Here is a 26,118-nt window from a genome sequence, read left to right as displayed (position 1 = left end):
GCGTCATGGCAGCGCCGACGGACACAGTGAGCGACAGACCTCAGGAGCGGGAAGAACCCGTCGTCCACATACTGTGGATCAACGCCGGACTGAGCTGCGACGGTGACTCCGTCGCGCTCACCGCGGCGACCCAGCCGAGTATCGAGGACATCGTGCTCGGCGGGCTTCCCGGGCTTCCCAAAGTGGCCGTGCACTGGCCACTGATCGACTTCGAGTCCGGGCCGATGCAGGGCGCCGACGTCTTCATCGAGTGGTTCTTCAAGGCCAAGCGCGGCGAGCTGGACCCGTTCGTACTGGTCGTCGAGGGCTCGATCCCGAACGAGGCGCTCAAGCAGGAGGGCTACTGGTGCGGGTTCGGCAACAACCCCGAGACCGGCCAGCCCATGACGACCAGCGAGTGGCTGGACCTGCTCGCGCCCAAGGCGACCGCGATCGTGTGCGCGGGCACCTGCTCGGCGTACGGCGGCATCCACGCCATGGCGGGAAACCCGACCGGGGCCATGGGCGTCGCCGACTACCTGGGCTGGGACTGGACGTCCAAGGCGGGGCTGCCGATCGTCAACGTGCCGGGCTGCCCGGTGCAGCCGGACAACCTCTCCGAGACGCTCCTCTACCTGCTCTACCAGGTCGCCGGGCAGGCGCCGATGATCCCGCTGGACGAGTCGCTGCGCCCGACGTGGCTGTTCACCCAGACCGTCCACGAGGGGTGTGACCGGGCGGGCTACTACGAGCAGGGCCAGTTCACCACCGAGTACGGCTCCCCGAAGTGCCTGGTCAAGATCGGCTGCTGGGGGCCGGTCGTCCGGTGCAACGTCCCCAAGCGCGGCTGGATGAACGGGATCGGCGGCTGCCCGAACGTCGGGGGCATCTGCATCGCCTGCACGATGCCGGGCTTCCCCGACAAGTTCATGCCCTTCATGGACGAGCCACCCGGCGCCCACGTCTCCTCGACGGTGAGCGGCGCGTACGGGACCGTCGTCCGCGCGCTGCGCGGCATCACCCTGCGGACCGTCGACAAGGAACCGAAATGGCGCCACAAGGGGCGCGAGCTGCTGACCGGCTACAAGGCGCCCTGGAGCTGACATGACCACCTCGGAGCAGAACCCCGACCTCGTGGAGATGGCCTGGGACCCCATCACCAGGATCGTCGGGAGTCTCGGCATCTACTGCAAGATCGATTTCAAGAACCGGCGGGTCGCCGAGTGTCACAGCACCTCGTCGATCTTCCGCGGCTACAGCATCTTCATGAAGGGCAAGGACCCGCGCGACGCCCACTTCATCACCAGCCGCATCTGCGGGATCTGCGGCGACAACCACGCGACCTGTTCGGTCTACGCGCAGAACATGGCGTACGGGGTGCGGCCTCCGGCCCTGGGCGAGTGGATCCTCAACCTCGGTGAGGCCGCCGAGTACATGTTCGACCACAACCTCTACCAGGAGAACCTGGTGGGGGTCGACTACTGCGAGAAGATGGTCCGCGAGACCAACCCCGGGGTGCTGGCGATGGCCGAGCGCACCGAGGCGCCGCACGCGGGCGACCACGGCTACAAGACCATCGCCGACATCATGCGCTCGCTGAACCCGCTGGAGGGCGAGTTCTACCGCGAGGCGCTGGTAATGAGCCGCCTCACCCGCGAGATGTTCTGCCTTATGGAGGGCAGGCACGTCCACCCCTCGACGCTCTACCCGGGCGGGGTGGGCACGGTCGCGACGGTGCAGCTGTTCACCGACTACCTGACCCGGCTGATGCGCTACGTCGAGTTCATGAAGCGGGTCGTGCCCATGCACGACGACCTGTTCGACTTCTTCTACCAGGCGCTGCCCGGCTACGAGGAGGTCGGCCGCAGGCGGGTGCTGCTCGGCTGCTGGGGAAGCTTCCAGAACCCCGAGCACTGCGACTTCACCTACCAGAACATGAGCCACTGGGGTCGCGAGATGTACGTCACGCCGGGGGTGATCGTCGACGGCAAGCTGGTCACCAGCGACCTGGTCGACATCAACCTCGGCATCCGGATCCTGCTGGGCAGCTCCTACTACGACGACTGGCAGGACCAGCAGCCGTTCGTCACCCGCGACCCGCTGGGCAACCCGGTCGACATCCGGCATCCGTGGAACCAGCACACCATCCCGCACCCACAGAAACGCGACTTCAGCGACAAGTACAGCTGGGTCATGTCGCCCCGCTGGTTCGACGGGGAGAACGCGCTCGCGCTCGACACCGGCGGCGGGCCCATCGCCAGGCTCTGGTCGACGGCGCTGTCCGGCAGGGTCGACATCGGCTACGTCAGGTCGACCGGCCACAGCGTGCAGATCAACCTGCCGAAGACGGCGCTGCGGCCGGAGAAGACGTTCGAGTGGACGATCCCCGAGTTCAAGGGGCAGCCGCTGTCCAACGCCCTGGAGCGCAACCGGGCCCGCACCTACTTCCAGGCCTACGCGGCGGCCTGCGCGCTCTACTTCGTGGAGCAGGGCCTGGCCGAGGTACGGGCGGGCCGGACCCAGACCTGGGAGCCGTTCACGGTTCCCGACGAGGCGATCAGCTGCGGATTCACCGAGGCCGTGCGGGGCGTGCTCTCCCACCACATGGTGATCAGGAACGGGAAGATCGCCAACTACCACCCGTACCCGCCGACTCCCTGGAACGCCAGCGTCCGCGACGTGCACGGCACGCCGGGGCCGTACGAGGACGCGGTGCAGAACACGCCGATCTTCGAGGAGAACCCGCCCGAGGACTTCAAGGGCATCGACATCATGCGCACCGTGCGGAGCTTCGATCCGTGCCTGCCGTGCGGGGTGCACATGTACCTCGGTGGCGGCGACGAGCTTCGCAGGGTGCACACCCCCCACGCCTTCGGCACCCCGTGAGCCGGCCGTTTCCCGGCACCGGTCCCGGCACCGGTCCCGGCACCGGAGAGGGGGGCCGGGCAGATGCCGCGAGCCCATGACGTCCGGGCGACCGGCGATCGCGTCGAGGCGCTGATCGCCGATCTCGGCGCGCTGGGCGACGCCGTGACGCGCGCCAAGGCCGAGGACCTCGTACGGGCCCTCGTCGAGCTGTACGGCGCCGGTCTGGAACGCGTCGTCGAGATCGTCGTCGAGGCCGAGGCCGCCGAGGTGCTGGGCCGCATGACCGGCGACCCGCTCGTGTCCGGGCTGCTGGTGCTGCACGACCTGCACCCGCTGAGCACGGCCGAACGCGTCCGCGACGCGCTGGACACCGTACGCCCCCACCTGGGGTCGCACGAGGGCGGCGTGGAGTTGCTCGGCGTGGGCGAGGACGGGATCGTGCGGCTCCGCCTGGAGGGCACCTGCAACGGCTGCCCGTCCTCGCGGATCACCGTGACCGACGCCATCGAGCGGGCCATCGCCCAGGCGGCGCCCGAGGTGGCCGGGGTGGAGGTCGAGGGGGTGACGGGTGGGCGGCCGGAGCTGCTGCAGATCCAGCGCCGCGCGCCCGGCCCGTGCCCGGTGCCGGAACCGGTTTCGGACCTGGTTTCGGAACCGGGACCTGGACCGGTGTCGGTGTCGAGACCTGGACCGGTCTCCGAGTCGGAACCGGTCCCGGTTTCGGAGGTGGCGCCGTGACGGCCACCGGGCTGCGCAGGTTCCGCGAGCCGCCCCGGACGGACCGGCCCGCCGGGTCGCCGGTGACGCCATCGACACCGGTGACACAGGTGACGCTGTGCGAGCTGTGCGCGGTCCCCGCGGGTGAGGACCACGGCCACGTCGTGAACGTCGAGAGCCGGGGACTGCTGTGCGCCTGCCGGGCCTGCTACCTGCTGTTCACCCGCGACACGGACGGCCGGGCACGCTACCGGGCCGTCCCGCGACGCTACCTTCACGCCCCGGACTTCCCGCTGGACGCGGCCGACTGGGACGAGATGCAGATCCCGGTCCGTACGGCCTTCTTCTTCCGCAACTCCGCGATGGACCGGACCGTGGCGTTCTACCCGAGCCCGGCGGGGGCCACCGAGTCGCTGCTGCCGCTGGAGACGTGGGAGCGCGTCCTGGCGGCCAACCCGGCGATGGCCGACGTCCGGCCCGACGTGGAGGCGCTCCTGGTGGACCGCCGTCCCGACGGCGGCTTCACCTGCCACCTGGTGCCGATCGACGCCTGCTACGAGCTGGTCGGCCTGGTGCGGCTGCACTGGAAGGGCTTCGACGGCGGTCAGGAGGCGCGGGAGGCCATCGAGGGTTTCTTCGCCGACCTGCGCGAGCGCGGGCGTACCGTGCCGCCCGCCCAAGGTGGTGACGACCGTGGATGAGCCCGCGTTCACCGACCCGCGCGGACACACGGCGCCCATTCAAGGTGGTGACGACCGTGGATGAGCTCGCGTTCGACTGCGTGGGGGTGCGGGCGGAGGCGTACGCAGCCTTCCCGACGCTGGTCTTCCGGCTGCGCGTCACCGACCCCTCCCCCGGCGGGGTGCACACCATCGCGCTGCGCTGCCAGATCCGGGTGGAGCCCCACCTGCGGCGCTACGGCGACGGCGAGGCGGAGCTGCTCGGCGACCTGTTCGGGGACCCGGCGCGATGGGGCGACACGCTGAAACCCCTGCGGTTCGCCGACGTCTCCGTCATGGTCCCGGCGTTCACCGGGAGCACGGAGATCGACGTACCGGTGCCGTGCGGCTACGACCTGGAGGTGGCGGCCGGCCGGTACTTCGCCGCTCTGGACGACGGCGAGATTCCGATGATCATGCTCTTCGGCGGCACGGTGTTCGCCAGGGCGCGGGACGGCTTCTCGGTGAGCCAGGTGCCGTGGCACCGCGAGGCCCGGTGCCGGCTGCCGGTGGCGGTGTGGCGGGAGCTGATGGACCGCTACTTCCCCGGTTCGGGGTGGTTGCGGCTGCGCCGCGACACGCTGCGGGAACTCAGCAGGTTCAAGTCCGGGCACGCCCTGGCGACCTGGGACGAGACCCTGGAACTACTGCTCAAGGAGACGCGGCCATGAGCGTGCCGATGGACATCGCGCGGCGGGTGGCGGACGCGGTGCTGTACGAGGGCTACCTCCTCTACCCCTACCGCGCCTCGGCGACCAAGAACCAGGTGCGCTGGCAGTTCGGGGTGCTCGTCCCGCCGGGGTTCACCGCGACCGCCGAGCATCCGGCCAGCGTGACCGAATGCCTCCTCGAAGGGGCCGTGTACGCCGTGGCGCACCTGAACCTGCGTTTCCTGCACGTCAGGACGCGCGGCGTCGAGCGCGCCGAGGACGACGGCTACTGGCCGGTCCAGCAGTTGCGGAACGGCCATCGGACCTACCTCGCCTTCGACGAGGCGACCGAGCGGGAGGCGGAGGTGACACTCCCCGTCGCCGGTCTGCTCGACGCCCCCGAGCGGGTGATCGAGGTACGGATCCCCGGAGACCGGGTGGTCGAGCCGATCGTGGCGCCGTCCGGAGAGGTGATAGGGCGCCTCGTCTCCGAGCACCTGCCGCTGCACGCCGCGCTCAGGGTCTCCGCCGAGCGGGTGCCCGGACCGTACGAGCTGGTCAAACTGCGCGCCCGGGTGGAGAACACCGACCCCTGGAAGCCGCTGGGCGCGCCGCGCGAGCAGGCGCTGCGACACTCGCTGGTCTCGGCGCACCTGCTCATCGCGGTGAACGCCGGGGCCTTCGTCTCCCTGCTCGACCCGCCGGAATGGGCACGGCCCGCCGTGGAGACCTGCCGCAACGAGCACACCTGGCCGGTACTCGTGGGCGAACCCGGCCACCGGGACGTGGTGCTCTCCTCGCCGATCATCCTCTACGACCACCCGGACATCGCGCCGGAGAGTCCCGGGGCCCTGTTCGACTCCACGGAGATCGACGAGATGCTCCACCTGCGCACGCTCACCCTCACCGACGAGGAGACGCGCGAGGCGCGGGAGACCGACCCCCGGGTGGCCGAGCTCATCGACATGGTCGGCAGCATGCCGCCCGAGCTGCTGGAACGGCTCCACGGCGCGATCCGCTCGGTGGAGGCGGCCACCGACCACACCTGTCACACCGACCGCACCGACCGGCTGCCTCCCGCGTCCCCGGAGACGGGAGATTCCCCGAGCCGGGAGCGGCCGCCCACCCCCTGGTGGGATCCGGCCGATGACGCCACGGTCTCCCCGGAGACCGACAGCGTGACGATCGCCGGGGTGGCCGTCTCCAGGGGCAGCAGGGTCCGGCTGGTTCCCGGCAGGCGGCGCGCCGACGCCCACGACATGTTCCTCGCGGGCAGGACCGCCCACGTCGAGGCCGTGCTCCTCGACCTCGACGGCACCCGGCACCTGGCCGTCACCCTCGACGAGGACCCGGGCGCCGACCTGCACCGATCGCACGGCCGCTTCCTCTACTTCGCCCCCGACGAGGTCGAACCGCTCACGGACGGCTCACCGGCGGGCGATCCCGCCGCCGACGGGGAGGTGGGCGCGTGAGGATCCTGGTGGCCGGGGTGGGGAACGTCTTTCTCGGCGACGACGGCTTCGGTGTCGCGGTGGCCAGGCACCTGGCCCGCGCCGACCTGCCCGGCGAGGTCGAGGTCAGGGACTTCGGCATCCGGGGCGTCCACCTGGCGTACGAGCTGACCGGCGGCGGGTACGACACCACGATCCTGGTCGACGCGGTCTCCCGCGACGGCCCGCCCGGCACCCTGTACGTCCTCGAACCGTCGGCGGGCGACGTGCCGGGATCCTTCGCCGACGCGCACTCGATGACGCCGGAGACCGTGCTCTCGCTGGTGGGCGTGCTCGGCGGCGAGGCCGGTCACATCCTGCTCGTCGGCTGCCAGCCCGCCGACACCTCGCCGGGCATGGAGCTCAGCGCGCCGGTCGCGGACGCCGTCGGCAGGGCGGCCGACCTGGTCGTCGAGCTCGCGGGGCAACAGATCGCGATGGCACTCGCCAGCGCGGGCCACGAGGAGGAACGGACATGCTGAAACGCCTGCTGGCCGGGGCGGTGCTGATGGGGGTGGCCATGCTGGTCTACCGGTCGCTCCCCGACATCAAGCGCTACCTGAGGATGCGGAACATGTAGCGGGCCCGCGCGCCCCGGGGAACCGAGGACACGCGGCTCGGCGGACCGCCCGGCGGCTCCGTACATCCGTGCGGGCCACCCGGGCGGACCACGTCCGGTCACGGCACGCCAGAACTCCTGAACACCATGAAAAGGATCAACCAATGCATGAATTCGGGATCGCCGAGGCGATCCTCACCGCGGTGGAGAAGCGCGCGGACGGCAGACGGGTGCGGCGGGCGCGAGTCCACGCGGGCGCCCTGCTCCGCGTCACGGAACCGGCGATCAACCAGGCGTTCTCCTCGATCGCCGACGGGTCCGTGGCCGAGGGCGCCCATGTGGAGCTGGTCATCGTCCCAGTGCGGGTGACCTGCCGCTCCTGCGGGAGCACGTCCACCTCCACCGACCCCTTCGCCGTCTGCGCGGGGTGCGGCGACACCGATCTCGACACCGAGGGCGGCGACGACCTCGTCCTCGAATCCATCCAGCTGGCGGAGGCCTCTCATGTGCCTGGGAATTCCCGGCGAGATCGTGGAAATCCTGTCGGACCGTCCTGATCTGGCCATGGTCGACGTCTGCGGCGTCAAACGCGCGATCAACATCGGCCTGATCGAGGACGAACACGTCGTGCCCGGCGACTGGATCCTCATCCACGTCGGGTTCGCGCTGTCGAAGATCGACGAGGTGGAGGCCAGGGCCGCGCTCGACTTCCTCGAAAGCATCGGCCAGGCGTACGAGGACGAGATCGCGGCCCTCCGAGAATCCATGATCGAAGAGGGGTGAGGGCTGATGCGTTTCGTCGACGAGTACCGCGACGCCGAGAAGGCCCGGACGCTCGCCGCGCGGATCGCCGCGCTGTGCGAGCCCGGCCGCGAGTACAAGTTCATGGAGGTGTGCGGCGGGCACACCCACACGATCTACAAGCACGGCCTGGAGGACTACCTGCCCGAGGCCGTCACCCTGGTGCACGGTCCCGGTTGCCCGGTCTGCGTCATCCCCATGGGACGGGTGGACGACGCCATCCACATCGCCGAGCAGCCGGACGTGATCATGACGTCGTTCGGCGACATGATGCGGGTGCCCGGCGGGAACGGCTCGTTCCTGGACGCCAAGGCACGGGGGGCCGACATCCGGATGGTCTACTCCCCGCTGGACGCCCTGAAGATCGCCCGGCAGAACCCCGGCAGGCGGGTGGTCTTCATGGCCATCGGGTTCGAGACCACCGCGCCCTCGACGGCGATGACGGTCCTGCGGGCCGAGGCCGAGGGGATCGAGAACTTCTCGATCTTCTGCAACCACGTGACGATCATCCCCGCCATCAAGGCGATCCTGGACTCTCCCGACCTGCGCCTGGACGGGTTCATCGGGCCGGGCCACGTCTCCACGGTGATCGGCTGCCGGCCGTACGGGTTCGTCGCGCGCGACTACGGCAAGCCCATGGTGGTGGCCGGTTTCGAGCCGCTGGACGTGCTGCACACGGTCTACCGCGTCCTCCTGCAGCTGTCCGAGGGCCGCTCCGAGGTGGAGAACCAGTACTCCCGGGTCGTCCCGTGGGACGGCAACCTCAAGGCCCTGCGCGTCATCGGCCAGGTGATGGAGCTGCGGCCGTACTTCGAATGGCGCGGGCTGGGCTTCATCTCGCAGTCGGCGCTCAGGGTCACGGAACGGTACGCCGCCTTCGACGCCGAACGGATCTTCCGGATTCCGGGCGGACGGGTGGCCGATCCGAAGGCGTGCCAGTGCGGCGAGGTGCTCAAGGGAGTGCTCAAGCCCTGGGAGTGCAAGGTGTTCGGCACCGCGTGCACCCCGGAGACGCCGATCGGCACGTGCATGGTGTCGTCCGAGGGCGCCTGCGCGGCCTACTACAACTTCGGCCGGTTCTCGCGCGAGCGCGTCAAGGAGGCGACCCGGAGGTGAACGGCGGAACGGGCGGCACCGGACGGGCCGAGGAGCACGGCGTGCGGGAGATGGATCCGCCACGATCGCGCGGCGGGGAACGACAGGTACCCGGCTTTGAACACATATCGGACCTGGAAGAGGCGGTACGCCGCCACGAACACGTATCGGACCTGGAAGAGACGCGCGGCCACGGACCGGACGAAGAGGCGCGCGGCCGGGAGCGGCAGGTGCTGGACCGGATCGAGCGGGTGCGGCGACGCGGGGCGCGGGTGCGGGAGGACCGCATCACCCTGGCGCACGGCGCGGGCGGCAGGGCCACGCACACCCTGATCGAAGCGGTGTTCCTGGAGTCGTTCCGCAACCCGATGCTGGAGACCCTGGAGGACGGCGCGGTCGCCGACGGGCTCGCCTTCACCACCGACGCGTTCGTGGTCACGCCGCTGTTCTTCCCGGGCGGCGACATCGGCGACCTGGCGGTCAACGGCACCGTCAACGACCTGGCCATGTGCGGGGCCCGCCCCCGTTACCTGTCGGCCGGGTTCATCCTGGAAGAGGGCTTCCCCGTCGCCGACCTGCGGCGCGTCACCGCCTCGATGGCCGAGGCGGCACGACGGGCGGGCGTGTGGATCGTCACCGGCGACACCAAGGTCGTGGAGAGGGGCAAGGCGGACGGCTGCTACATCACCACCTCCGGCGTCGGGACGCTCGACCGGCCCGTCCGGCTGAGCGCCGCCTCCGCGCGGCCGGGAGACGCGGTCATCGTGTCCGGGCCGATCGGCGAGCACGGGATCACCGTCATGCTCGCCCGGGGAGAACTCGACATCGAGGCCGACCTGTGTTCCGACACCGCTCCGCTCAATGCCCTCGTCGACGTGCTGCTGGACGCCTGCGGTGGCGGTGAGGGCGGCGACGGCGGCGCGGTGCGCTGTCTGCGCGACGCGACCCGGGGCGGGGTGGCGACGATCGTCAACGAGATAGCGGAGGCCTCGCGGGTGGCCGTCGTCCTCGACGAGGACGCGGTGCCGGTCCGTCCCGCCGTACGGGGGGCGTGCGAGCTGCTGGGGATCGACCCGCTCTACGTCGCCTGCGAGGGCCGGATGGTCGCGGTGGTGGCCGGGGACTCCGCCGAGGCGGCCCTGGCCGCCCTCCGTTCCCATCCGCTCGGCTCCGACGCGGCGATCATCGGGCGGATCAACGACGACCCGCCGGGGTTGGTCCTGCTCAGGACCTCCTTCGGCGGTACCCGCATCGTCGACCTGCTGGTCGGCGACCCACTACCGAGAATCTGCTGACCACCGAGCGAATCCAGAGGTGCTGGACATGAGCGAAAAACGCAAATCCGGAGAAAAGGGTCGGAGCGGCAAGGACAAGCAGGGGGAGCACGGCTACTCCCGCGACGTCGGCCACGCCAGCGAGGAGGTCGTGCGGTCGGGCAACCTGGCCTTCGGCCCCCCTCCGGACGACAAGGGGCCGCCTCGCGTGGTGTCCAGTGCGGAGCGCAAGGGCGTCCCCGCCACCGACACCGAGGCCCGGTCCCCTCTCGGCGTCGGCACCAGCGAGAACCGTGGCGCCGAGAAGATCGCCTCCCGGAAGAAGGACGCGGGTCGCGAGAAGGTCGGCACCGACGAGGCGGGACGCCCCTACGGCGTCTCCCACCCCGAGGACGTCACCGGCATCAGCCCCGGGAAATCCGGCCGCAGACCACGGTGACCGGTCACGGACCACGGTGACCGAGCGCGAGCAGCGGTGACCGGCTATGGGCCACAGTGACCGGCCGCGGACCGCGGTGACCGGTCGCAGGTCGCGGTGACCGGTCGCGGGCTGCGGTGACCGGTCGCGCATCACGGTGACCGGTCGCGGGCTGCGGCGACCGGTCGCCGCGTCAGCGGGGGAAGACGATCGTCTTGTGACCGTCGAGCAGGACGCGCTGCTCGGTATGCCAGCGGACGGCGCGCGCCAGGGCCTGGCACTCGACGTCGCGGCCGATGGCGGCGAGGTCGTCCGCGGAGTGGGTGTGGTTGACCCGGGCGACCTCCTGCTCGATGATCGGGCCCTCGTCGAGGTCGGCGGTCACGTAGTGCGCGGTCGCGCCGATCAGCTTCACGCCGCGAGAGTGCGCCTGGTGGTAGGGCTTGGCGCCCTTGAACGACGGCAGGAACGAGTGGTGAATGTTGATCACATTACCCGCGAGCTTGACGCAGAGATCCTCCGACAGCACCTGCATGTAGCGGGCGAGCACCACCAGGTCGGCCCGGTAGTGGTCGACCAGGGTCAGGATCTCCGCCTCCTGCCTGGGCTTGGTCTCGGGGGTGATCGGCAGGTGGTGGTAGTCGATGCCGTACGACTGGGTCAGCGGTCGCAGGTCCGGGTGGTTGGAGACGACCGCGACGATCTCGATGTCGAGCAGGCCGGAGCGCATCCGGTAGAGGAGGTCGTTCAGGCAGTGGCCGAACCTGCTGACCATCACCAGCACGCGCGGCTTGACGGAGATATCGCGCAGCTTGAAATCCATGCCGAGCTCGGGGGCGAGCGCGGCGAAGGCCTCGCGCAGCTCCCCGTCGGGCAGCGGAGAGGCGAACTGCACCCGCATGAAGAACCGCCCGGCCACGACGTCACCGAACTGCTGGCTCTCGGTGATGTTGCATCCCCGCCCGGCCAGGAGGCCGGAGACCGCGGCCACCACGCCCGGACGGTCCGGGCAGGACAGCGTCAACACAAACTCGGCCCTGGAACTCATGCCTTCACCCTTGAGCTTGAGAGGTCGGATCGCCCGGTGCTTCCACCTGACCTGGGCAGAGTACAGCGAATCCCAGCGCCGTACCCGGCCGTCCGGCACGTGGCGGACCAGAAGCCACGAAGGCCCCCGGGGCCACCGGAACCCACCACAGGACCACCAGGCCACCGGAACCCACCGGAGACGCCACGGGGGCGCGGACCCGGTGGGTGGAACGGCCGGGGGACGGCCGGGGGACGGCCGGGGGGGACGGCGCTGCTACCCTCCCTGCCCTATGGGCGACCCTCAGCCGAACGACCGGCCCGCGGCCCGGGTGATCTGTGTGGACGGATCGGGCCGGGTGCTTCTCATGCACTGGCGCGACCCCGTCGGCGGCCAGACCCTGTGGGAACCGCCGGGCGGCGGGATCGATCCGGGTGAGACCCCCCTCGACGCCGCGCGGCGCGAACTCACGGAGGAGACGGGCCTGCCGGGCGAGGCGGTGCTGGACCGATGGGTGCCGGTACGCCGGGAGTTCCACTGGATCGGCGTCCACTACGCCAAGACCGAGCGGTTCTATCTGGCCAGGTTCGAGGGCACGCCCGAGGTGGGCGCCGGGTCGTTCACCGCGGAGGAGGACATCACCCACCTCGGCTCCGGCTGGTTCTCACCGGCGGAGATGGCCGGTCTTCCCGGCTTCCTGGAGCCCCCGGACCTGCCGGAGGTCGTCTCCCGCGTCACGCGGCTGGGATGAACCGGCCGCTCCGCATAAAACGGGCGCGAACAGGGATGAACACGCGGAGACGGATAGTCCGCGCGGCCCTCGATCTCGCGGATCGAGGGCCGCGACCGTCAGAGGAGGATTCTTCCAGCGGCGAGGAATCTCATCCCTTGTGGATGGCGCCGGCGACGCCGCCGAGTCTTGACACGCCGATCTTGTGGACAATGATCTTTTTCATCGCACTCACCAGGGAATAGCGGTAGGTACGAAAAACAATTATTCGGATATCTCCGAAACAGGCAACACTAAGTAGTGAAATAGTGCGAAATAGAGATCATTTGGTTAAGGAGGACATAGCGGCTATTAGGTCTTTTTCTCCGTAAATCACCACACACCCCCCTCGTTCTTCCCGGCGGATCTCGCGCCAGCCGAACGTGCGATAGAGCTCCATCGCCGCGAGCTGATTCATGGTCGTGTCACCACGAAGGCGTACATAACCGAGTTCTATCGCCCGCGCCTCCAGTGCGAGCACCATCTGGGCACCGAATCCGCGACGCTGGAACTCCGGATGGACCCGCATGCGGCACATCTCGGCGGTCTGGTCGTCGACGCGGCGGAGACCGCCCATCGTGACGACACGTCCGTCGGACATCTCACCCACGAGGAACTCGCCCCGGTCGGCGAGGTAGATCTCGTGGATCTTCGGGAAGTCGTCCTCGTAGTAGACGCCGTCCCCGGGCGCGAGACCGACCTGGGCGAGACAAATCTGGTGGAGCGCCCAGACGGTCTCAAGGTCGGACCAGCGATAACGCCGAAGCCTCGGCTTCAACTGCCACTCCTGTCGGCCACTGGATTCTCCGTCGACGCGCCACGGTTGCGCAGCGACTCCATGTAGGTCTTGAGCTTGGGATGGTCGGGAGCCTTCACCTCGACCTGCTTGCCCACCTCGTGGGCGCGCTGCATGAGGATGTCGGGCCGGCACGCCTCGTCAAGGCCCAGGACCGTACGCTGGGCGATCTCCAGCGCCTCGTCCACGTCACCCTCAAGGATCTTGCACTGGGCCCGGTCGAACCTGATGAAGGTCGGGTCGAGCCAGTCGGTCGGACCGTACTTGGTGAGCGCCTGTTCCAGGATGAAATCGGCCTCCATCGCCTGCCCGAGCTTGACCAGCGCGTCTCCCTGGTGGAAGTAGAGCTGGCGCTCGGTGTAGCCGAAGGTCGAGTCGTCCTGGTCCGCGGCGGTCATCTGGGAGAAGGCGGCCCTCGCCCTCGACAGCGCCCGCTTCGCCTGGTCGACCACGTCCTTCTTGCCGGAACCCGACATCATCGCCAGCGCGCGGGCCTCGACCACCGGGGCCATCGCCTGGGCCGCGCAGGGCGTCTGCCCGGCCAGGTCACGGCTCTTCTTGGCGAGGTTGAGAGCTTCGCGCGGGTCACCGTAGTAAAGGGGGACCAGGGCCTCCCTGGCGATGACCCACGCCCTCAGCGCCCGGTCGCCGGTCTCGTCCGCCGCGGTCCTGCCGGTCCTGAAGAAGGACCGCGCGAGCCGGTGGTCACCGAGATTGACCATGATCATGCCGCTCAGACCGGCGAGCTGCGCCGCCATGCGGCACAACCGTTCTTGCAGGTCGACCGGCTGGTGATGCTCCATGGCCTTGCGCACCGCGCCGAATTCGAGCATCACGTCGCACAACAGCCTGAGCGGGGGGGTGTTCATGTACTGGCGGCCGAAGCCGATGGTGGATTCCTCCCACTGATCGAGCATGGCGGGCGAGACGGTGGCCGAAACCAGCGTGTCGTCCATCCTCTTGCGCAAGCTCTCCACCGATCCGAGCACCTGCCCGTCCAGCGCGATGCCGCCGCTGCCGGCCAGGAGCTGTAAAAGTGTCCTCCGTAGCACGTTCTCGTCCTCCTCACCCCCGTCCGCGGAAGGGTCGACGCCGATCGGCTGGATCAGCAGCTCACGCGGACCAGAGGAAGTGTCGGGTTTTCCATCCTGGAGATCACCTCGGACGACACCGGGCATCTTGTGGCCGTGGCCGCAGATGCACGGGCCGTCGTACCCGAGGGAGACGGGCTCGACCCGGTAGGTGGAGCACAGGTAGTGCAGGTATTCGGGACCGGGCCGCTTCAGCCCGCTCTCGTACGCGGACAGGAGCGTCTCACCGATGCCGGGGGCCGACTTGCCGTCGCGTTCGAACAGCGCCCGTATCTGTTCGATGACGTCCGCGAGAGCGACGCCGTGCGCGAGGCGGTGACCTTTAATCCGGGTGGTCCCGAATTGCGAACTACACTTTTCGTAGATTTCCCTGGCTATCTGCGCCGAGGACTTCCCGGCTGCCAGGCCACGGGCCCGGACCTGCCGCGCTAACTCTGTCTCCCTGTGCTGCCTGCCGGACATACCGGCCCCTCTCTCGTGGCCGGCCGGGCTGGCTGGCACACTTGTCCCGACCGGTCCTCAATCTCCCTTGACGCAGTGTGATCTTTCGGTCGCACTGCGCCTACCGAGAATGATGGACCACGTTTGACTCATCCGGAACACACTAATAAAGCCGCTGGCTAAGAATCGTCCTCCGAAGGACTGTTTCTTTCAACCCACTTGGCACATCGCCCACCCTGAACTGGGTTTTCCCCGAATTGACCCATGGGGCCACCGTGAGTCATCTTTGGCGAGCGGCACCGGAAGCGTGATCGGACGAACACGATTCGGCGCCGACGAGCCGAGACCACGAGGAGGGACGAGGTGGGTGAAGACGATTTCCGGCACCTTGAGCGACTGGTGACGGAGCTTGACTGCCGCGGGCTGCACGCCCGTGTGGTGCGGACCCACTCGGGCCGTGCGTTCGTGCGCGTGATCAATCCGAAGGCGACCAGCCTGGCGGAGAACGTCACCTGCCGGGCACAGGCCGCCCCCAGCCATCGGGATTGGTACTACTGGTGGTCCTGGGGTGAACGGATGCACACGGTGGAGGATCCCGCCGGTGCCGCGACCAAGGTCGCACGCGTACTCGCCGCGGTAGGAGAGTGAGGTGAGCGGCACAACGGGCCTTCGCCCGGTGTGCCGCGTCTGCCGCGGCTCGGCGGAGCCGGTGGGGTGACCGGTGCGGAGCGTCCTCGGACGCTGGGCACCCCGCCGGCTCCGAATCGCCGGACCCGCGCCCGCGGGCTCCCATCGGCGGAAACGCGGAGGCTCTCGCGAGCCGAAGCCCGCGAACCGTTGTGAAGCACAGGCTGCCGTCCGGTCTCTCGTCCGGGCGGTGACCGGATGGATCCCTCTCGGGAACGGAACGGGACACGCTTCCGGGTGCGTGCCCCGTTCCGGGCCACCCCGTCACCGGGGCATCCGGGTCCGCCCCCGCGGCCCTGGACCAGGATGTCCCCGTCTTCCCCGGCGTGATGTGACGGAGGCCGGTTCGATCGGCAATATGGGTAGGTCGCATGACTCGCCCAGCCCGCCTGTCGATCCGATCCGAGAGGGATCCACTCCGTGTCCTTGCTTTCCCCCACGCCCGTCCCCACCCCCAGCGTCACCCCGTCCTCCGATCCGGGAGTCGTCGTCGAGAACCTTCTCGACGCGAGTGCGGGCTTAATACAGGGGTGCGGGAACGGCGGTGGGGTAATCTGCGACTTCGTGAAGATGCTCGTGCCCGCGGCCGTCGACTGGGTGGCCCCCGCGATCGCGGGCCTGATCGCCATCACACTGGTCGTGGTCATCGCGCTGATCCTGCGCAACGTGGCGCATCGGCTGATCGGCCGGGTGGTGCGCCGGGCCTCCTCCGAGCGCGCGTCCCTGGCGGGGCGGCTGCGCGGCAGGGAGACGGTCACCCCCGAGGGCCTCGACGCGATCGTGGCCGAACGGCGCAGGCAGCGGGCCGAGACCATCGGCTCGGTGCTCAGGCACATCGCCTCGATCATCATCCTGGGCACCGCCGTGCTGACCGTCCTCGAACGCCTCTCCGTCCCCATCGCCCCCCTGCTGACCAGCGTCGGCATCCTGGGCGTGGCGATCGGCTTCGGCGCCCAGGAGCTCGTCAAGGACTTCATCGCCGGGATGTTCATGCTCCTGGAGGACCAGTACGGCGTGGGTGACGTGATCGACGCGGGTGCCGCGATCGGCACCGTGGAGGCGGTCACCCTGCGCATCACCCGCCTGCGCGACGCCGACGGCCGGGTCTGGTACGTCCGCAACGGCACGATCACCCGGGTCGGCAACGAGTCCCAGGGCTGGTCGCGCGCCACGGTCGACGTACCGGTGGCGTACGCCTCGGAGATCCCCGTGGTCCGCGACCTCCTCAAGGAGGTCGCCGACGAGATGTGGAACGAGCCCGCCTTCCGCGACTCCATCATCGTCGAGGAGCCGCAGGTCTGGGGCATCGAGCAGATCTCCGACACCGCCGTCATCTTCCGGGTCAGCGCCAAGACCATCCCCTCCCGGCAGGCGGAGGTCGCCCGCGAGCTGCGCCTGCGGATCAAGTCCGCCCTCGACCGGGCCGACATCACGATCGCCGCCTGACGTCAATTAGGCTGGAGCACGTGTCCGTTACCCCCGAGGAATCCCAGTCCTTCTACGACGCCGTCGGCGGCGAGGAGGCCTTCAGGCGTCTGGTGCACCGCTTCTACCAGGGGGTGGTGACCGACCCGATCCTCATGCCGCTGTACCCCGAGGACGACCTCGAAGGCGCCGAGGAACGGCTCCGCATGTTCCTCATCCAATACTGGGGCGGCCCCAGCACCTACAGCGCGCAGCGGGGCCATCCCCGGCTGCGGATGCGGCACAACCCGTTCGTCATCCGCTCGGCCGAGCGCGACGCCTGGCTCCGGCACATGCACGACGCGGTGATCTCCCTGGCGCTCCCCGACGACCTGGAGAAACGCCTCTGGGACTACCTCGTGTACGCCGCGCACAGCATGGTCAACGCCCCCGAGGTATAAACCACGGTACGGCCGGGGGGCGCGACGCATAAACACCGCCGAGCGGGGGCAATCCATGCACATGGAAACCCCCTGGTGGCGTGACGCCGTCGTCTACGAGATCTACGTTCGCAGCTTCGCCGACGCCTCCGGAGACGGCGTCGGCGACCTGCCCGGCATCAGGCAGCGCCTGCCGTACCTCGCCGAACTCGGCGTGGACGCAATCTGGCTGACCCCCTTCTACCGCTCCCCCATGGCCGACGGCGGCTACGACGTGGCCGACTACCGCGACGTCGACCCGCTCTTCGGCACACTCGCCGACTTCGACGAGCTCGTCTCCGAGGCGCACCGGCTCGGGCTGCGGGTGATCGTCGACATCGTCCCGAACCACAGCTCGTCGGCCCACGAGTGGTTCCAGGCCGCGCTGCGGGGCGAGGGACGCGACCGCTACGTCTTCCGCGACGGCGGGGAGCTGCCGCCCAACAACTGGCAGTCGACCTTCAGCGGCCCGGCCTGGAGCAGAACGCCCGACGGGCAGTGGTATCTCCACCTCTTCGCCCCGGAGCAGCCCGACTTCAACTGGCGCAACCCCGAGGTGCACTCGGAGTTCCTCGACGTGCTGCGGTTCTGGCTGGACCGGGGGGTGGACGGGTTCAGGATCGACGTGGCGATGGGCCTGTACAAGGCCGAGGGGCTGCCGGACACCCCGCCGGAGGGGCAGGCGTTCAAGGCCGAGTCGCCGATCTGGGGACGGCCGGAGGTGCACGAGGTCTACCGCGACTGGCGCAAGGTGATCGACTCCTACGAGGGCGAGCGGATGGCGATCGGCGAGGTCTGGACCGACTCCGCCGAGGACCTCGCGCTGTACGTCCGCCCCGACGAGCTGCACCAGAGCTTCAACTTCGCCTGGCTGGAGGCGCCCTGGTCAGGGCCCGCGTTCAAGAAGGTCATCGATGACACGCTGGCCGCCGTCACCGCCCCCACCTGGGTCCTTTCCAACCACGACGTGATCCGCCACGTGACCCGGTACGGCGACGGCCTGGCCAACTCCACGACGGGCCTCGCCCGCGCCCGCGCGGCCCTGCTCGCCATGCTCGCCCTACCGGGTTCGGCATATCTCTACCAGGGGGAGGAACTCGGCCTCCCCGAGGTGAAGGATCTTCCCCCGGAGGCCCGCCAGGACCCCATCTTCGCCCGTTCCAAGGGGGAGCTGCCCGGCCGCGACGGCTGCCGGGTCCCCATCCCCTGGTCCGGCGTGGCCGAGCCCTACGGCTTCTCTCCCGACGGAAGTCGGCCCTGGCTGCCCCAGCCGGTCGAGTGGGTCGTGCTCTCCGCCGAGCGCCAGTCGAACGACCCCGGCTCGACGCTGAGCTTCTACCAGGACGCCCTGCGCGTCCGCCGCGAGCTGCGCGGCACGCTGCCGGACGAGATCACCTGGCTGGACGCCCCCGAGGACGCCCTCGTCTTCAGCCGGGGTGCCCTGACCTGCGTCATCAACTGCGGTTCCGAGCCGGTCCAGCTGCCGCCGCACGACCGCGTCCTGATCGGCAGTGCCCCGGTGGACGGCCACCTGCTCCTGCCGGACACCGCGGCCTGGCTGCACACCCCCGAAGCCTGAAGGCTCCCGGTACGCGCCGTCCACCACCGGCGGGCGGCGCGCACCGGACGGGCGGCGGGTGCACTCGCGGGGAGGGCAGACTCCGGGAGCTTCACGGTGAGGGGCGGCGGCGCTCCACGGACGGGCGGCGCGCACCGCACGGACTCAGTCCGTGACGAACCTGCCCAGGTAGGCGAGCTCGTCCTGGTTCAACCGCCGGGGGGAGGCCTTCGCCACGTCGTAGGCGACGAGCGTCGAACGGGCCTTGACGAAGATCTCCTCGTCGTCGCGGATCTCGTACGCGAGGGTGAACCGCACCGGCCGGATCTCCGTCACCCATGACTCCACCCGGACCGGGTCGAGGCGGAGGGTGAGGGGACGCAGGTAGTCGACCTCGTGCCTGGCGACCACGAGCCCCTTGAACGGCTCGCCGCCCTCGCGGTGGGGGTCGACATGGAACAGCGCCAGCCGCGCGTCCTCCAGGTAGTCGAGAAACCGCACGTTGTTGACGTGTCCCAGCGAGTCGATGTCGGCGAACCTGACGGCCCGGGGGAACACATGCCGGTGGCCACGGCCGACGCCGTCCACGATGCTCTGTCCAACCACACCCAGAACCGTAGCGAGCCCCCGGCCCCCGTCGTACGGCGGGGCGTCGGGGGCTCGTCGGTCACCCCCCGGCCGGAACCGCGCCCGTCGCGGGCGGGCCCCGCCGGGCGCGGTGGCCGGGACCGGAGACCGGACCGGTCTCCGGGACCGGGATCAGTCGCGGGTGAGCTTGCGGTAGGTGACGCGATGCGGCCGGGCCGCGTCGGCACCCAGGCGCTCGATCTTGTTCTTCTCGTAGTCGGCGTAGTTGCCCTCGAACCAGAACCAGTTGGAGCCCTCTTCCCACGCGAGGATGTGGGTGGCGATGCGGTCGAGGAACCACCGGTCGTGCGAGGTGATGACCGCGCAGCCGGGGAACTCCAGCAACGCGTTCTCCAGGCTGGAGAGCGTCTCGGTGTCGAGGTCGTTGGTGGGCTCGTCGAGCAGCAGCACGTTGCCGCCCTGCTTGAGGGTGAGCGCCAGGTTGAGCCGGTTGCGCTCTCCGCCGGACAGGATGCCGGACTTCTTCTGCTGGTCCGGGCCCTTGAACCCGAACGCGGCGATGTAGGCGCGGGACGGCATCTCGACCTGGCCGACCTTGATGTAGTCGAGCCCGTCGGAGACGACCTCCCAGACGTTCTTGGCCGGGTCGATCCCGCCCCTGCTCTGGTCGGCGTAGGAGATCTTGACGGTGTCGCCGATGACGATCTCACCGCTGTCGGGCGTCTCGCTACCGGTGATCATCCTGAACAGGGTGGTCTTTCCCACACCGTTCGGGCCGATGATGCCGACGATGCCGTTACGCGGGAGGTCGAAGGAGAGGCTCTCCATCAGGACCCGCTCCTCGAAGCCCTTGGTGAGCTTCTCGGCCCGGATGACCGTGGTCCCCAGGCGCGGGCCCGGCGGGATCTGGATCTCCTCGAAGTCGAGCTTGCGGTGCTTGTCGGCCTCGGCGGCCATCTCCTCGTAGCGCTGGAGACGCGCCCGGCTCTTGGTCTGGCGGGCCCTGGCGTTGGAGCGGACCCACTCCAGCTCCTCTTCCAGGCGCTTCTTACGCTTGGCGTCCTTCTGGCCCTCAAGCTTGAGCCGCGCCGCCTTGGCCTCCAGGTAGGTGGAGTAGTTGCCCTCGTACGGGTGGCAGCGGCCCCGGTCGAGCTCCAGGATCCAGTTGGCCACGTTGTCCAGGAAGTAGCGGTCGTGGGTGACGGCCAGGACGGTGCCCGGGTATTTCTCCAGGTGCGACTCGAGCCACTGGACACTCTCGGCGTCGAGGTGGTTGGTGGGCTCGTCGAGCAGCAGCAGGTCGGGCTGCTCCAGGAGCAGCTTGCAGAGAGCGACCCGGCGGCGCTCGCCACCGGAGAGCTGGGTGACCTCGGCGTCCGGCGGGGGACAGCGGAGGGCGTCCATCGCCTGCTCCAGCTGGCTGTCGAGATCCCAGCCGTTGCGGTGGTCGAGGGCGTCCTGAAGCTTGCCCATCTCGTCGAGCAGCTCGTCGCTGTAGTCGGTGGCCATCAGCTCGGCGATCTCGTTGAAGCGGTCGAGCATCGCCTTGGTCTCGGCGACACCCTCTTCGACGTTGCCGAGGACGGTCTTGGATTCGTTGAGGGGGGGCTCCTGCTGAAGCATGCCGACGGTGAAGCCGGGCATGAGCCGGGCGTCGCCGTTGGACGGCTGCTCCAGGCCCGCCATCATCTTCAGCAGCGTCGACTTTCCGGTGCCGTTGGGGCCCAGGACACCGATCTTGGCGCCCGGCAGGAACGACAACGTCACGTCGTCGAGGACGACCTTGTCGCCGTGCGCCTTGCGCACGCGCTGCAGTGTGTAGATGTACTCCGGCATGCCTTTAGTTTAGGGCCTGGGGAGTTCAGCTAGGGGCGGCCCGGGATAGGGGCCGGGAGTCCAGCCGGGGACGGCCCGGAACAAGACTCGGGAATCCAGTTGAGGGCGGCCCGGGAGTCCAGCTGGGGACGGGCCGGGACAAGGGCCGGAGCTTCCCACCGAGGGCGGCCCGGGACAGGGCTCGGGAGGTCAGCTGGGGGCGGACTCGGAGCCGGGCCTGCGGGCCGGGGGCACGACGGTGGCCGGAAGGCAGATCTGGTCGCGGCCGAGCTCCTTGGCCCGGTAAAGAGCGAGGTCGGCCGCCGCGAGCAGCTCGATCAGGTCGTCCCCGTGCACACTCATGATCGCGACACCGACCGAGATGGTCACGGTGATCATGTTGTCGTCGGCGGGGACCGCCATCCGCCCCACCCGTGAGCGCAGCCGTTCCGCGACCCTGCGCGCCTCGGTCACGTCGGCCCTGGGCAGCAGGACGACGAACTCCTCGCCGCCGAACCGGCCCACCACGTCGTAGTCGCGCAGCTGGCTGCGGATGGTGTCGGCTACCCCGACCAGGACCTGATCGCCGATCAGGTGGCCGTAGGTGTCGTTGACCCTCTTGAAATGGTCGATGTCGACGATCAGCAACGCGAGCGTCTCCCCGGTGCGACGCGCCCTGACGATCTCGGTGTCGGCCTCCCGCTGCCAGGCCGCGGCGTTCAGCAGGCCGGTCTTGAGGTCGGTGCGGGCCGCCGCCTGGAGCTGGGCGTGGAGCAGGCTGCGCTGGAGCAGCACCACCGGAGGCAGCGCCAGGACCAGCAGGGCGAGGTTGAGCCCGCAGGTGATGGAGACGAGGACGCCGAGGCAGAGCTCGACGACGTCGAGGAGCAGGTTCTCCCGGTTCCACAGGACCTCCCGCCAGCGGCTCTCGGGGTCGGCGGTGTGCGCGGCGACGGCGATCAGCGCGGTGTTGATCACTGTGAACAGGACCGCGCAGCCGATGGCCACGAGGATCGGCACTCCTTCCCCCCTGGTCAGCGCGCCCAGGTCGCCGACCGCGGCGTGGAAGAGCAGGGAGGCCGCGCATCCGGCCAGGCCGATCGCCGCCGAGCTGACGACCCGCCGGTAGACCACCGTCGCGCGCACCCGCTTCTGCAGCAGGAACTGGAGCGGGATGGGCGCCAGGAGCGCGTAGAGCGGCGGGAGGAGCAGCGCGGCGGGCAACCACCAGGCGGAAAGCAGGTCGCGGTAGACGCCCGCGGGCATGCCGAGTCTCCGGGTCGCCTCGATGCACACGGCTCCGCACATCATCAACGCGGTGAACGTCAGCACATCGGACCAGCGGAAAACACCGGTGATCGAGAAGAAAACGATCGCGGCAAGATCCAGCGCTACTATCCCGCAGAGGTAGCCGACCAGCGGGCGACGCTGCCCCAGCAGGGGCCACCGATCGACCAAGGGTGTTATGCCGTCGCGCGGTTTGACCGACGTGTGACTGGGAGCCGCCATGTCGTCCCCCTCTCCGACTAACGATGTGTAACACAATAGTTGCGGAGTGTGCGACGCGCGATGGTAACCGCTACCTTTGGCGGAGTGAGTCAGCCCACCGGTTGACCCACGACTTGGAAACCGCTCGCTCGCGAGCGGGCCGTGGTGGGAAAGGAGCAAGCCATGCTGCGGGGCGTGACCTGGACCTAACAGGTGTCTCGGCATCTGACACGGGCAAGACCATCGGCCGGTTATCTCGGCGTCACCGCGTCATCGCGGCGAGACACCGACCGCGTCCGGCCGATGCCCCCTCACTCCGCCCGCACCCAGGCTCCCTCTCCGTGCGAGGCCCCTGCCCGTCAGACGCCCTGCCCACGCGAACCTCCCACCCCCCGCCTCCTCAGACACCCCGCCCACGCGAACCCCCTCGACCCCCACCTCCACCCCCGGTTTCCCCACCCTCATCCCTCTGTCCAGACTTCCCCATTTCTCCGTCTCGTTTTCCTTTGCCGTGCCGGTTCCTCTGACGCGCCCTCCTCCAGACTCCGGCACGCCTTCCTCCGGCTCGCGGTCACCTGGCCGCGCTCCGGCGGCTCACGGTGCCTGCTCTCCGTCGCCTGCTCTCCATCGCCTGCTCTCGGTCCGGCCTTGAGCCCCCGGCAGGCTGGGAGGCCCGCGGCCCGGACCTCCCAGACTCCCAGCGGGAAACGGCTCAGGCCGCCACGGGCTCCCGGGTCGGCCAGGGCACCTCATCGCTCGCCCTCGGGTGGACCTTCATCGCACCCGGCCCGCTCCCTGCCGTCTTCTCCTCCCCCGCGCCCACGCCTCTCGTCCCCCTCGCGTCCCGCCGCCTCGTCGTCGCGCTTCTCGCCGCTCTCCCCCTCCCGGCCACGACCTCCCTCTCTGCCGCTTCCGCCCCGGCAGAACCGTGATCTCCCCCGGCGGACTCGTGATCCGCCACAGTGGACTCGTGGTCCTCCCCGGCGAGCTCGTGATCCGCCACACACGGCGCGGCCTCGGCGGCGTCCCAGGGATCGGTGGTGTCCCCGGGATCGATGGTGCCTCCAGGGGCGGTGGCGTTTTCGGGATCGGTGGTGTCCGGGCGATCGAGGGTGTCCGCGGAAGCGGAAACCGCCTCGCCCCGAGCCTCCGTACCACTCGACGCGGTCCCCACCGCATCACCCGGCGTGATCCCCGCCTCGCCTGGAGCGGGCATCTCGTCGTCGAACCCGGTCTTCAGCGGGGACAGGGCACCGAACGCCCCGGCCGTGACGGGAGCGCCACCGCTCATGGCCCAGTCGGAGGTCTCACGGTCAAGCTCGATCCGCTCCGCGCTGCCGAAAGCCGCGACCGGCCCGCTGCGCTGCGGCTTGGTGAACCTCCCGAGCCCCCAGCGCAGGTCGTGACCGAGCGAGTTGGCCTCCACCTCGGGCATGAACCGGCGCTCCCCCTCATGGGTGAACTCGCGGATCCGCAACCGCCCCTGGACCACGACCGGCTGGCCCAACTGGACCGACTGTGCGACGTTCTCGGCGAGCCCGCGAAAGCAGCGAACGCCGAAGTAGGTCGTCTCGCCGTTGCGCCACTGCTGGTTCTCCCGATCGAAGTAACGGCTGGTCGAGGCGATCTTGAGTGAGGTCACCCGAGAGCCGTCGGGGAAGGTGTGCTGGCGCGGCGGGGCCGCGACGTTACCGGTCAGCGTGACGTAGATGTCGTTCATCTACCGACCTCTCAGTTAGCACATCAGGTTTGACCTGGTCAAATTTCTGCCAAAGTCCCAGCTCAGGGACTTTGGCAGCCTTTTGGCTTTTCGGGTTGATGTCGGTTGTTCCGGGTTGTTGTCAGTACCGGTGCTGACATTGTGCTGACCCTCGACGCCCTGCAAGCGCGCGGACCGGGCCTGAGAGTCCGCCCGATAGATAGGTGAACGGGGAGGGGAAGTAGATCTCTCCCCCCTCGACTCGTTCCGGCCCCTTCCAGGAAAGTCCGCCCGATACCTGTGGGGAAGGGGGTAGGGGGTTGGGGTTCCGCTCCGCCCCTACCGGTTGAGGAGTCCTCAAGACTCCTACCTACTGGTTAGTCCTACGAGCCGCCTTGAAGCGGCTCTAGTCGACAACTACCACTCCTTCGGATCGGCCTACAGGCCGATCCTCTGAGGGGATCGAGGGGCCTACAGGCCCCCTAGGGATACTTCTTCCTTCCCCCATCGCGTCTCCGACTCCTGGGGGTGATTCGCCATGCCCAGGGCTCCCAAGAAGTGCCTGGAGGATGGCTGTCGTAGGCCAGCCATCACCAAGGGGCGGTGCGACGGGCACTACGTGCCCTGGGCACAGACGAGTCCCCGAAACCTCACGCGGCCGAGTAACGCCGCGACCTTGATGCGCCGCGCGAGGCACCGAGACCACGACCGCTGCTACGTCTGCGGCGGCCCTGGGCAGATCGTCGACCACGTCAAAGCCGTCGCTGACGGTGGCTCCTGGGAACTGTCGAATCTCGCCTGCATCTGCCCCGCCTGCCACAACTTGAAATCCAGTGAGGAGGCCGCGCGGGGGAGGGCGCGTCACCGATGAGCAATGGAAATTACCCCTCGGGCAACTGCCCAAGCAGCAGCTGCGGTTCTTGTACCGCTCCTTGCCAGCCTCTTGATTCAGATTCCTTCGACGCCCTCGTCGCTCGCGGCCCGCTCGACTTCGACTACGTCGGCCTCGCCGACGCCCAGTTCGACTCCGACGCCGTCGCGCTCGGCTGTGCGCGCTGGGACGCCCCCTCGGCCGAGTGCGACGTCGAATCGTGCATCAGCAACTACTTCTGCTTCGAGAAGTACTCCAGCTACGCCGACCTCGAAGGCGTCCCCTGGCCCGAAGACGGCGACGCCTACTTCTAAGCCGTCCACGAAGCCGACGCCCAAGCCAACGCCGAGGCCGACTACGGCGACGAGCAGCGTCAGTACCTTCCTCCGCATCGCCGCTGGGGAGATGGGCACCTCCGGGGTGCCCAACAAGTACACGCAGTGGTACGCCTCCAGTCTGGGCAAGGGGAGCTACTTTCTCACCGCGCCCTGGTGCGCCATCTACGTGGCCTGGGTCGCGGAGCGGGCCGGTGTACGGGCCAAGGTTGGCACCGACGCCTACACGCCCACCTGGGCCGCCTGGTACGCCGGCAAGGGCCGTTGGGGCATTGCGCCCCGGCCGGGGGCGATCGTCTTCTTCGACTGGAGCAGCGGCAAGAGCCGCAGCGGGATCGACCACGCCGGCATCGTCGAGAAGGTCCACAGCGATGGCTCGATCACTTCGATCGAGGGCAACTCAAGCGGCCGGGTGCAGCGGGTCCACCGGACCAGCAGCATCGTCGGCTACGGATATTGGGCCTGAGTCCCCTACTCCTGGACTCAGTCTCAGCAGCAAT

General features: G+C 69.2%; 28 protein-coding genes. 21 read left to right on the top strand and 7 right to left on the bottom strand.

The window, feature by feature from the left end; all coding sequences use genetic code 11:
- The first annotated feature begins 5 nt into the window (after positions 1 to 5).
- The 13 genes from ABD817_RS37770 (at position 6) to ABD817_RS37715 (ending at position 10,591) form a co-directional block, all read left to right on the top strand.
- Positions 6 to 1,082, top strand: a complete 1,077-nt coding sequence (locus ABD817_RS37770; RefSeq protein ID WP_344923271.1) for an NADH-quinone oxidoreductase subunit B family protein — start codon at positions 6 to 8, stop codon at positions 1,080 to 1,082.
- 1 nt (position 1,083) lies between these two features.
- Positions 1,084 to 2,865, top strand: coding sequence for a nickel-dependent hydrogenase large subunit (locus tag ABD817_RS37765; protein WP_344923270.1), 1,782 nt, complete (start codon positions 1,084 to 1,086; stop codon positions 2,863 to 2,865).
- A gap of 63 nt (positions 2,866 to 2,928) precedes the next feature.
- Complete coding sequence (locus ABD817_RS37760) at positions 2,929 to 3,585, top strand: NifU family protein (protein ID WP_344923269.1); 657 nt, start codon at positions 2,929 to 2,931, stop codon at positions 3,583 to 3,585.
- Positions 3,582 to 4,265, top strand: a complete 684-nt coding sequence (locus ABD817_RS37755) for a DUF5947 family protein (protein WP_344923268.1) — start codon at positions 3,582 to 3,584, stop codon at positions 4,263 to 4,265. The genes ABD817_RS37760 and ABD817_RS37755 overlap by 4 nt, the downstream gene beginning before the upstream one ends.
- 56 nt (positions 4,266 to 4,321) lie before the next feature.
- The gene (locus ABD817_RS37750) at positions 4,322 to 4,954 is read left to right on the top strand and encodes a DUF6084 family protein (protein ID WP_344923267.1); all 633 of its coding nucleotides are present in this window, start codon (positions 4,322 to 4,324) and stop codon (positions 4,952 to 4,954) included.
- The gene (locus ABD817_RS37745) at positions 4,951 to 6,405 is read left to right on the top strand and encodes a hypothetical protein (RefSeq protein WP_344923265.1); all 1,455 of its coding nucleotides are present in this window, start codon (positions 4,951 to 4,953) and stop codon (positions 6,403 to 6,405) included. Before ABD817_RS37750 ends, ABD817_RS37745 begins: the two co-directional genes overlap by 4 nt.
- Positions 6,402 to 6,905, top strand: a complete 504-nt coding sequence (locus ABD817_RS37740) for a hydrogenase maturation protease (RefSeq protein WP_344923263.1) — start codon at positions 6,402 to 6,404, stop codon at positions 6,903 to 6,905. The genes ABD817_RS37745 and ABD817_RS37740 overlap by 4 nt, the downstream gene beginning before the upstream one ends.
- Positions 6,899 to 7,003, top strand: coding sequence for a DUF6893 family small protein (locus tag ABD817_RS39720; RefSeq protein ID WP_425583452.1), 105 nt, complete (start codon positions 6,899 to 6,901; stop codon positions 7,001 to 7,003). The genes ABD817_RS37740 and ABD817_RS39720 overlap by 7 nt, the downstream gene beginning before the upstream one ends.
- Before the next feature lie 143 nt (positions 7,004 to 7,146).
- Entirely contained in the window at positions 7,147 to 7,539 is a 393-nt protein-coding gene (locus ABD817_RS37735) for a hydrogenase maturation nickel metallochaperone HypA/HybF (RefSeq protein ID WP_344923262.1), read from the top strand.
- The gene (locus ABD817_RS37730; protein ID WP_344923260.1) at positions 7,514 to 7,765 is read left to right on the top strand and encodes a HypC/HybG/HupF family hydrogenase formation chaperone; all 252 of its coding nucleotides are present in this window, start codon (positions 7,514 to 7,516) and stop codon (positions 7,763 to 7,765) included. The genes ABD817_RS37735 and ABD817_RS37730 overlap by 26 nt, the downstream gene beginning before the upstream one ends.
- A gap of 6 nt (positions 7,766 to 7,771) precedes the next feature.
- Positions 7,772 to 8,899: a hydrogenase formation protein HypD gene (hypD, locus tag ABD817_RS37725; RefSeq protein WP_344923258.1), complete on the top strand. Its 1,128-nt coding sequence runs from the start codon at positions 7,772 to 7,774 to the stop codon at positions 8,897 to 8,899.
- Positions 8,896 to 10,173, top strand: coding sequence for a hydrogenase expression/formation protein HypE (gene hypE / locus ABD817_RS37720; protein ID WP_344923256.1), 1,278 nt, complete (start codon positions 8,896 to 8,898; stop codon positions 10,171 to 10,173). Before hypD ends, hypE begins: the two co-directional genes overlap by 4 nt.
- A 28-nt stretch (positions 10,174 to 10,201) precedes the next feature.
- Positions 10,202 to 10,591, top strand: a complete 390-nt coding sequence (locus ABD817_RS37715; protein ID WP_344923255.1) for a hypothetical protein — start codon at positions 10,202 to 10,204, stop codon at positions 10,589 to 10,591.
- A 172-nt stretch (positions 10,592 to 10,763) separates the two neighbouring features.
- Here ABD817_RS37715 and purU read toward each other — a convergent pair whose 3' ends face one another.
- A complete protein-coding gene (gene purU / locus ABD817_RS37710; RefSeq protein WP_344923254.1) occupies positions 10,764 to 11,618 on the bottom strand; it encodes a formyltetrahydrofolate deformylase in 855 nt (284 codons plus the stop codon).
- Between the two features lie 271 nt (positions 11,619 to 11,889).
- Between purU and ABD817_RS37705 the strand changes: the two genes are divergently transcribed.
- Positions 11,890 to 12,348, top strand: coding sequence for an NUDIX hydrolase (locus ABD817_RS37705; protein ID WP_344923253.1), 459 nt, complete (start codon positions 11,890 to 11,892; stop codon positions 12,346 to 12,348).
- 301 nt (positions 12,349 to 12,649) lie between these two features.
- Here the strand turns inward: ABD817_RS37705 and ABD817_RS37700 are convergent, their stop codons facing one another.
- Both ABD817_RS37700 and ABD817_RS37695 read right to left on the bottom strand, forming a co-directional pair.
- Complete coding sequence (locus tag ABD817_RS37700) at positions 12,650 to 13,144, bottom strand: GNAT family N-acetyltransferase (RefSeq protein ID WP_344923252.1); 495 nt, start codon at positions 13,142 to 13,144, stop codon at positions 12,650 to 12,652.
- Positions 13,141 to 14,715: an NsdA family TPR-like regulatory protein gene (locus ABD817_RS37695; RefSeq protein WP_344923250.1), complete on the bottom strand. Its 1,575-nt coding sequence runs from the start codon at positions 14,713 to 14,715 to the stop codon at positions 13,141 to 13,143. Before ABD817_RS37695 ends, ABD817_RS37700 begins: the two co-directional genes overlap by 4 nt.
- Positions 14,716 to 15,057: 342 nt before the next feature.
- On the opposite strand from ABD817_RS37695, the gene ABD817_RS37690 reads away from it, so the two are divergent.
- The 4 genes from ABD817_RS37690 to ABD817_RS37675 all read left to right on the top strand — a co-directional run bounded on the left by ABD817_RS37690 (position 15,058) and on the right by ABD817_RS37675 (position 18,843).
- On the top strand, positions 15,058 to 15,342 hold the full coding sequence (locus tag ABD817_RS37690; protein ID WP_326643182.1) for a hypothetical protein: 285 nt from the start codon (positions 15,058 to 15,060) through the stop codon (positions 15,340 to 15,342).
- A 459-nt stretch (positions 15,343 to 15,801) separates the two neighbouring features.
- Positions 15,802 to 16,827: a mechanosensitive ion channel family protein gene (locus tag ABD817_RS37685; protein WP_344923248.1), complete on the top strand. Its 1,026-nt coding sequence runs from the start codon at positions 15,802 to 15,804 to the stop codon at positions 16,825 to 16,827.
- 20 nt (positions 16,828 to 16,847) lie between these two features.
- Entirely contained in the window at positions 16,848 to 17,246 is a 399-nt protein-coding gene (locus tag ABD817_RS37680; RefSeq protein WP_344923246.1) for a globin, read from the top strand.
- Between the two features lie 55 nt (positions 17,247 to 17,301).
- Complete coding sequence (locus ABD817_RS37675) at positions 17,302 to 18,843, top strand: glycoside hydrolase family 13 protein (RefSeq protein ID WP_344923244.1); 1,542 nt, start codon at positions 17,302 to 17,304, stop codon at positions 18,841 to 18,843.
- A 144-nt stretch (positions 18,844 to 18,987) separates the two neighbouring features.
- Here the strand turns inward: ABD817_RS37675 and ABD817_RS37670 are convergent, their stop codons facing one another.
- The 4 genes from ABD817_RS37670 to ABD817_RS37655 form a co-directional block, all read right to left on the bottom strand.
- Positions 18,988 to 19,428: an acyl-CoA thioesterase gene (locus ABD817_RS37670; RefSeq protein ID WP_344923242.1), complete on the bottom strand. Its 441-nt coding sequence runs from the start codon at positions 19,426 to 19,428 to the stop codon at positions 18,988 to 18,990.
- A 153-nt stretch (positions 19,429 to 19,581) separates the two neighbouring features.
- The gene (gene ettA, locus ABD817_RS37665; RefSeq protein ID WP_344923241.1) at positions 19,582 to 21,246 is read right to left on the bottom strand and encodes an energy-dependent translational throttle protein EttA; all 1,665 of its coding nucleotides are present in this window, start codon (positions 21,244 to 21,246) and stop codon (positions 19,582 to 19,584) included.
- 189 nt (positions 21,247 to 21,435) lie between these two features.
- The gene (locus tag ABD817_RS37660) at positions 21,436 to 22,683 is read right to left on the bottom strand and encodes a GGDEF domain-containing protein (protein ID WP_344923240.1); all 1,248 of its coding nucleotides are present in this window, start codon (positions 22,681 to 22,683) and stop codon (positions 21,436 to 21,438) included.
- 742 nt (positions 22,684 to 23,425) lie between these two features.
- The gene (locus ABD817_RS37655; RefSeq protein WP_344923239.1) at positions 23,426 to 24,433 is read right to left on the bottom strand and encodes a single-stranded DNA-binding protein; all 1,008 of its coding nucleotides are present in this window, start codon (positions 24,431 to 24,433) and stop codon (positions 23,426 to 23,428) included.
- Between the two features lie 517 nt (positions 24,434 to 24,950).
- Between ABD817_RS37655 and ABD817_RS39715 the strand changes: the two genes are divergently transcribed.
- From ABD817_RS39715 to ABD817_RS37645, 3 genes are all read left to right on the top strand, one after another.
- Positions 24,951 to 25,283: an HNH endonuclease gene (locus ABD817_RS39715; protein ID WP_425583451.1), complete on the top strand. Its 333-nt coding sequence runs from the start codon at positions 24,951 to 24,953 to the stop codon at positions 25,281 to 25,283.
- Positions 25,280 to 25,597: a hypothetical protein gene (locus ABD817_RS37650; RefSeq protein ID WP_344923237.1), complete on the top strand. Its 318-nt coding sequence runs from the start codon at positions 25,280 to 25,282 to the stop codon at positions 25,595 to 25,597. Before ABD817_RS39715 ends, ABD817_RS37650 begins: the two co-directional genes overlap by 4 nt.
- A gap of 91 nt (positions 25,598 to 25,688) precedes the next feature.
- A complete protein-coding gene (locus ABD817_RS37645; RefSeq protein ID WP_344923236.1) occupies positions 25,689 to 26,084 on the top strand; it encodes a CHAP domain-containing protein in 396 nt (131 codons plus the stop codon).
- Positions 26,085 to 26,118: the final 34 nt, after the last annotated feature.

The sequence above is a fragment of the Streptosporangium oxazolinicum genome, from assembly GCF_039537505.1.
In the GTDB taxonomy this organism is placed as follows: Bacteria; Actinomycetota; Actinomycetes; order Streptosporangiales; family Streptosporangiaceae; genus Streptosporangium; species Streptosporangium oxazolinicum.
The sequence above is the reverse complement of the archived record's forward strand: the minus strand, read 5'-3'. Positions and strand labels throughout refer to the sequence as shown.

Coding starts and splice junctions, on each gene's coding strand:
- ABD817_RS37645 (WP_344923236.1), top strand. CDS start 25,689: ATGGGCACCTCCGGGGTGCCCAACAAGTACACGCAGTGGTACGCCTCC.
- ABD817_RS37735 (WP_344923262.1), top strand. CDS start 7,147: ATGCATGAATTCGGGATCGCCGAGGCGATCCTCACCGCGGTGGAGAAG.
- ABD817_RS37765 (WP_344923270.1), top strand. CDS start 1,084: ATGACCACCTCGGAGCAGAACCCCGACCTCGTGGAGATGGCCTGGGAC.
- ABD817_RS37760 (WP_344923269.1), top strand. CDS start 2,929: ATGCCGCGAGCCCATGACGTCCGGGCGACCGGCGATCGCGTCGAGGCG.
- ABD817_RS39715 (WP_425583451.1), top strand. CDS start 24,951: ATGCCCAGGGCTCCCAAGAAGTGCCTGGAGGATGGCTGTCGTAGGCCA.
- ABD817_RS37695 (WP_344923250.1), bottom strand. CDS start 14,715: ATGTCCGGCAGGCAGCACAGGGAGACAGAGTTAGCGCGGCAGGTCCGG.
- ABD817_RS37675 (WP_344923244.1), top strand. CDS start 17,302: ATGCACATGGAAACCCCCTGGTGGCGTGACGCCGTCGTCTACGAGATC.
- ABD817_RS37770 (WP_344923271.1), top strand. CDS start 6: ATGGCAGCGCCGACGGACACAGTGAGCGACAGACCTCAGGAGCGGGAA.
- purU (WP_344923254.1), bottom strand. CDS start 11,618: ATGAGTTCCAGGGCCGAGTTTGTGTTGACGCTGTCCTGCCCGGACCGT.
- ABD817_RS37745 (WP_344923265.1), top strand. CDS start 4,951: ATGAGCGTGCCGATGGACATCGCGCGGCGGGTGGCGGACGCGGTGCTG.
- ettA (WP_344923241.1), bottom strand. CDS start 21,246: ATGCCGGAGTACATCTACACACTGCAGCGCGTGCGCAAGGCGCACGGC.
- ABD817_RS39720 (WP_425583452.1), top strand. CDS start 6,899: ATGCTGAAACGCCTGCTGGCCGGGGCGGTGCTGATGGGGGTGGCCATG.
- ABD817_RS37705 (WP_344923253.1), top strand. CDS start 11,890: ATGGGCGACCCTCAGCCGAACGACCGGCCCGCGGCCCGGGTGATCTGT.
- ABD817_RS37655 (WP_344923239.1), bottom strand. CDS start 24,433: ATGAACGACATCTACGTCACGCTGACCGGTAACGTCGCGGCCCCGCCG.
- ABD817_RS37715 (WP_344923255.1), top strand. CDS start 10,202: ATGAGCGAAAAACGCAAATCCGGAGAAAAGGGTCGGAGCGGCAAGGAC.
- hypD (WP_344923258.1), top strand. CDS start 7,772: ATGCGTTTCGTCGACGAGTACCGCGACGCCGAGAAGGCCCGGACGCTC.
- ABD817_RS37650 (WP_344923237.1), top strand. CDS start 25,280: ATGAGCAATGGAAATTACCCCTCGGGCAACTGCCCAAGCAGCAGCTGC.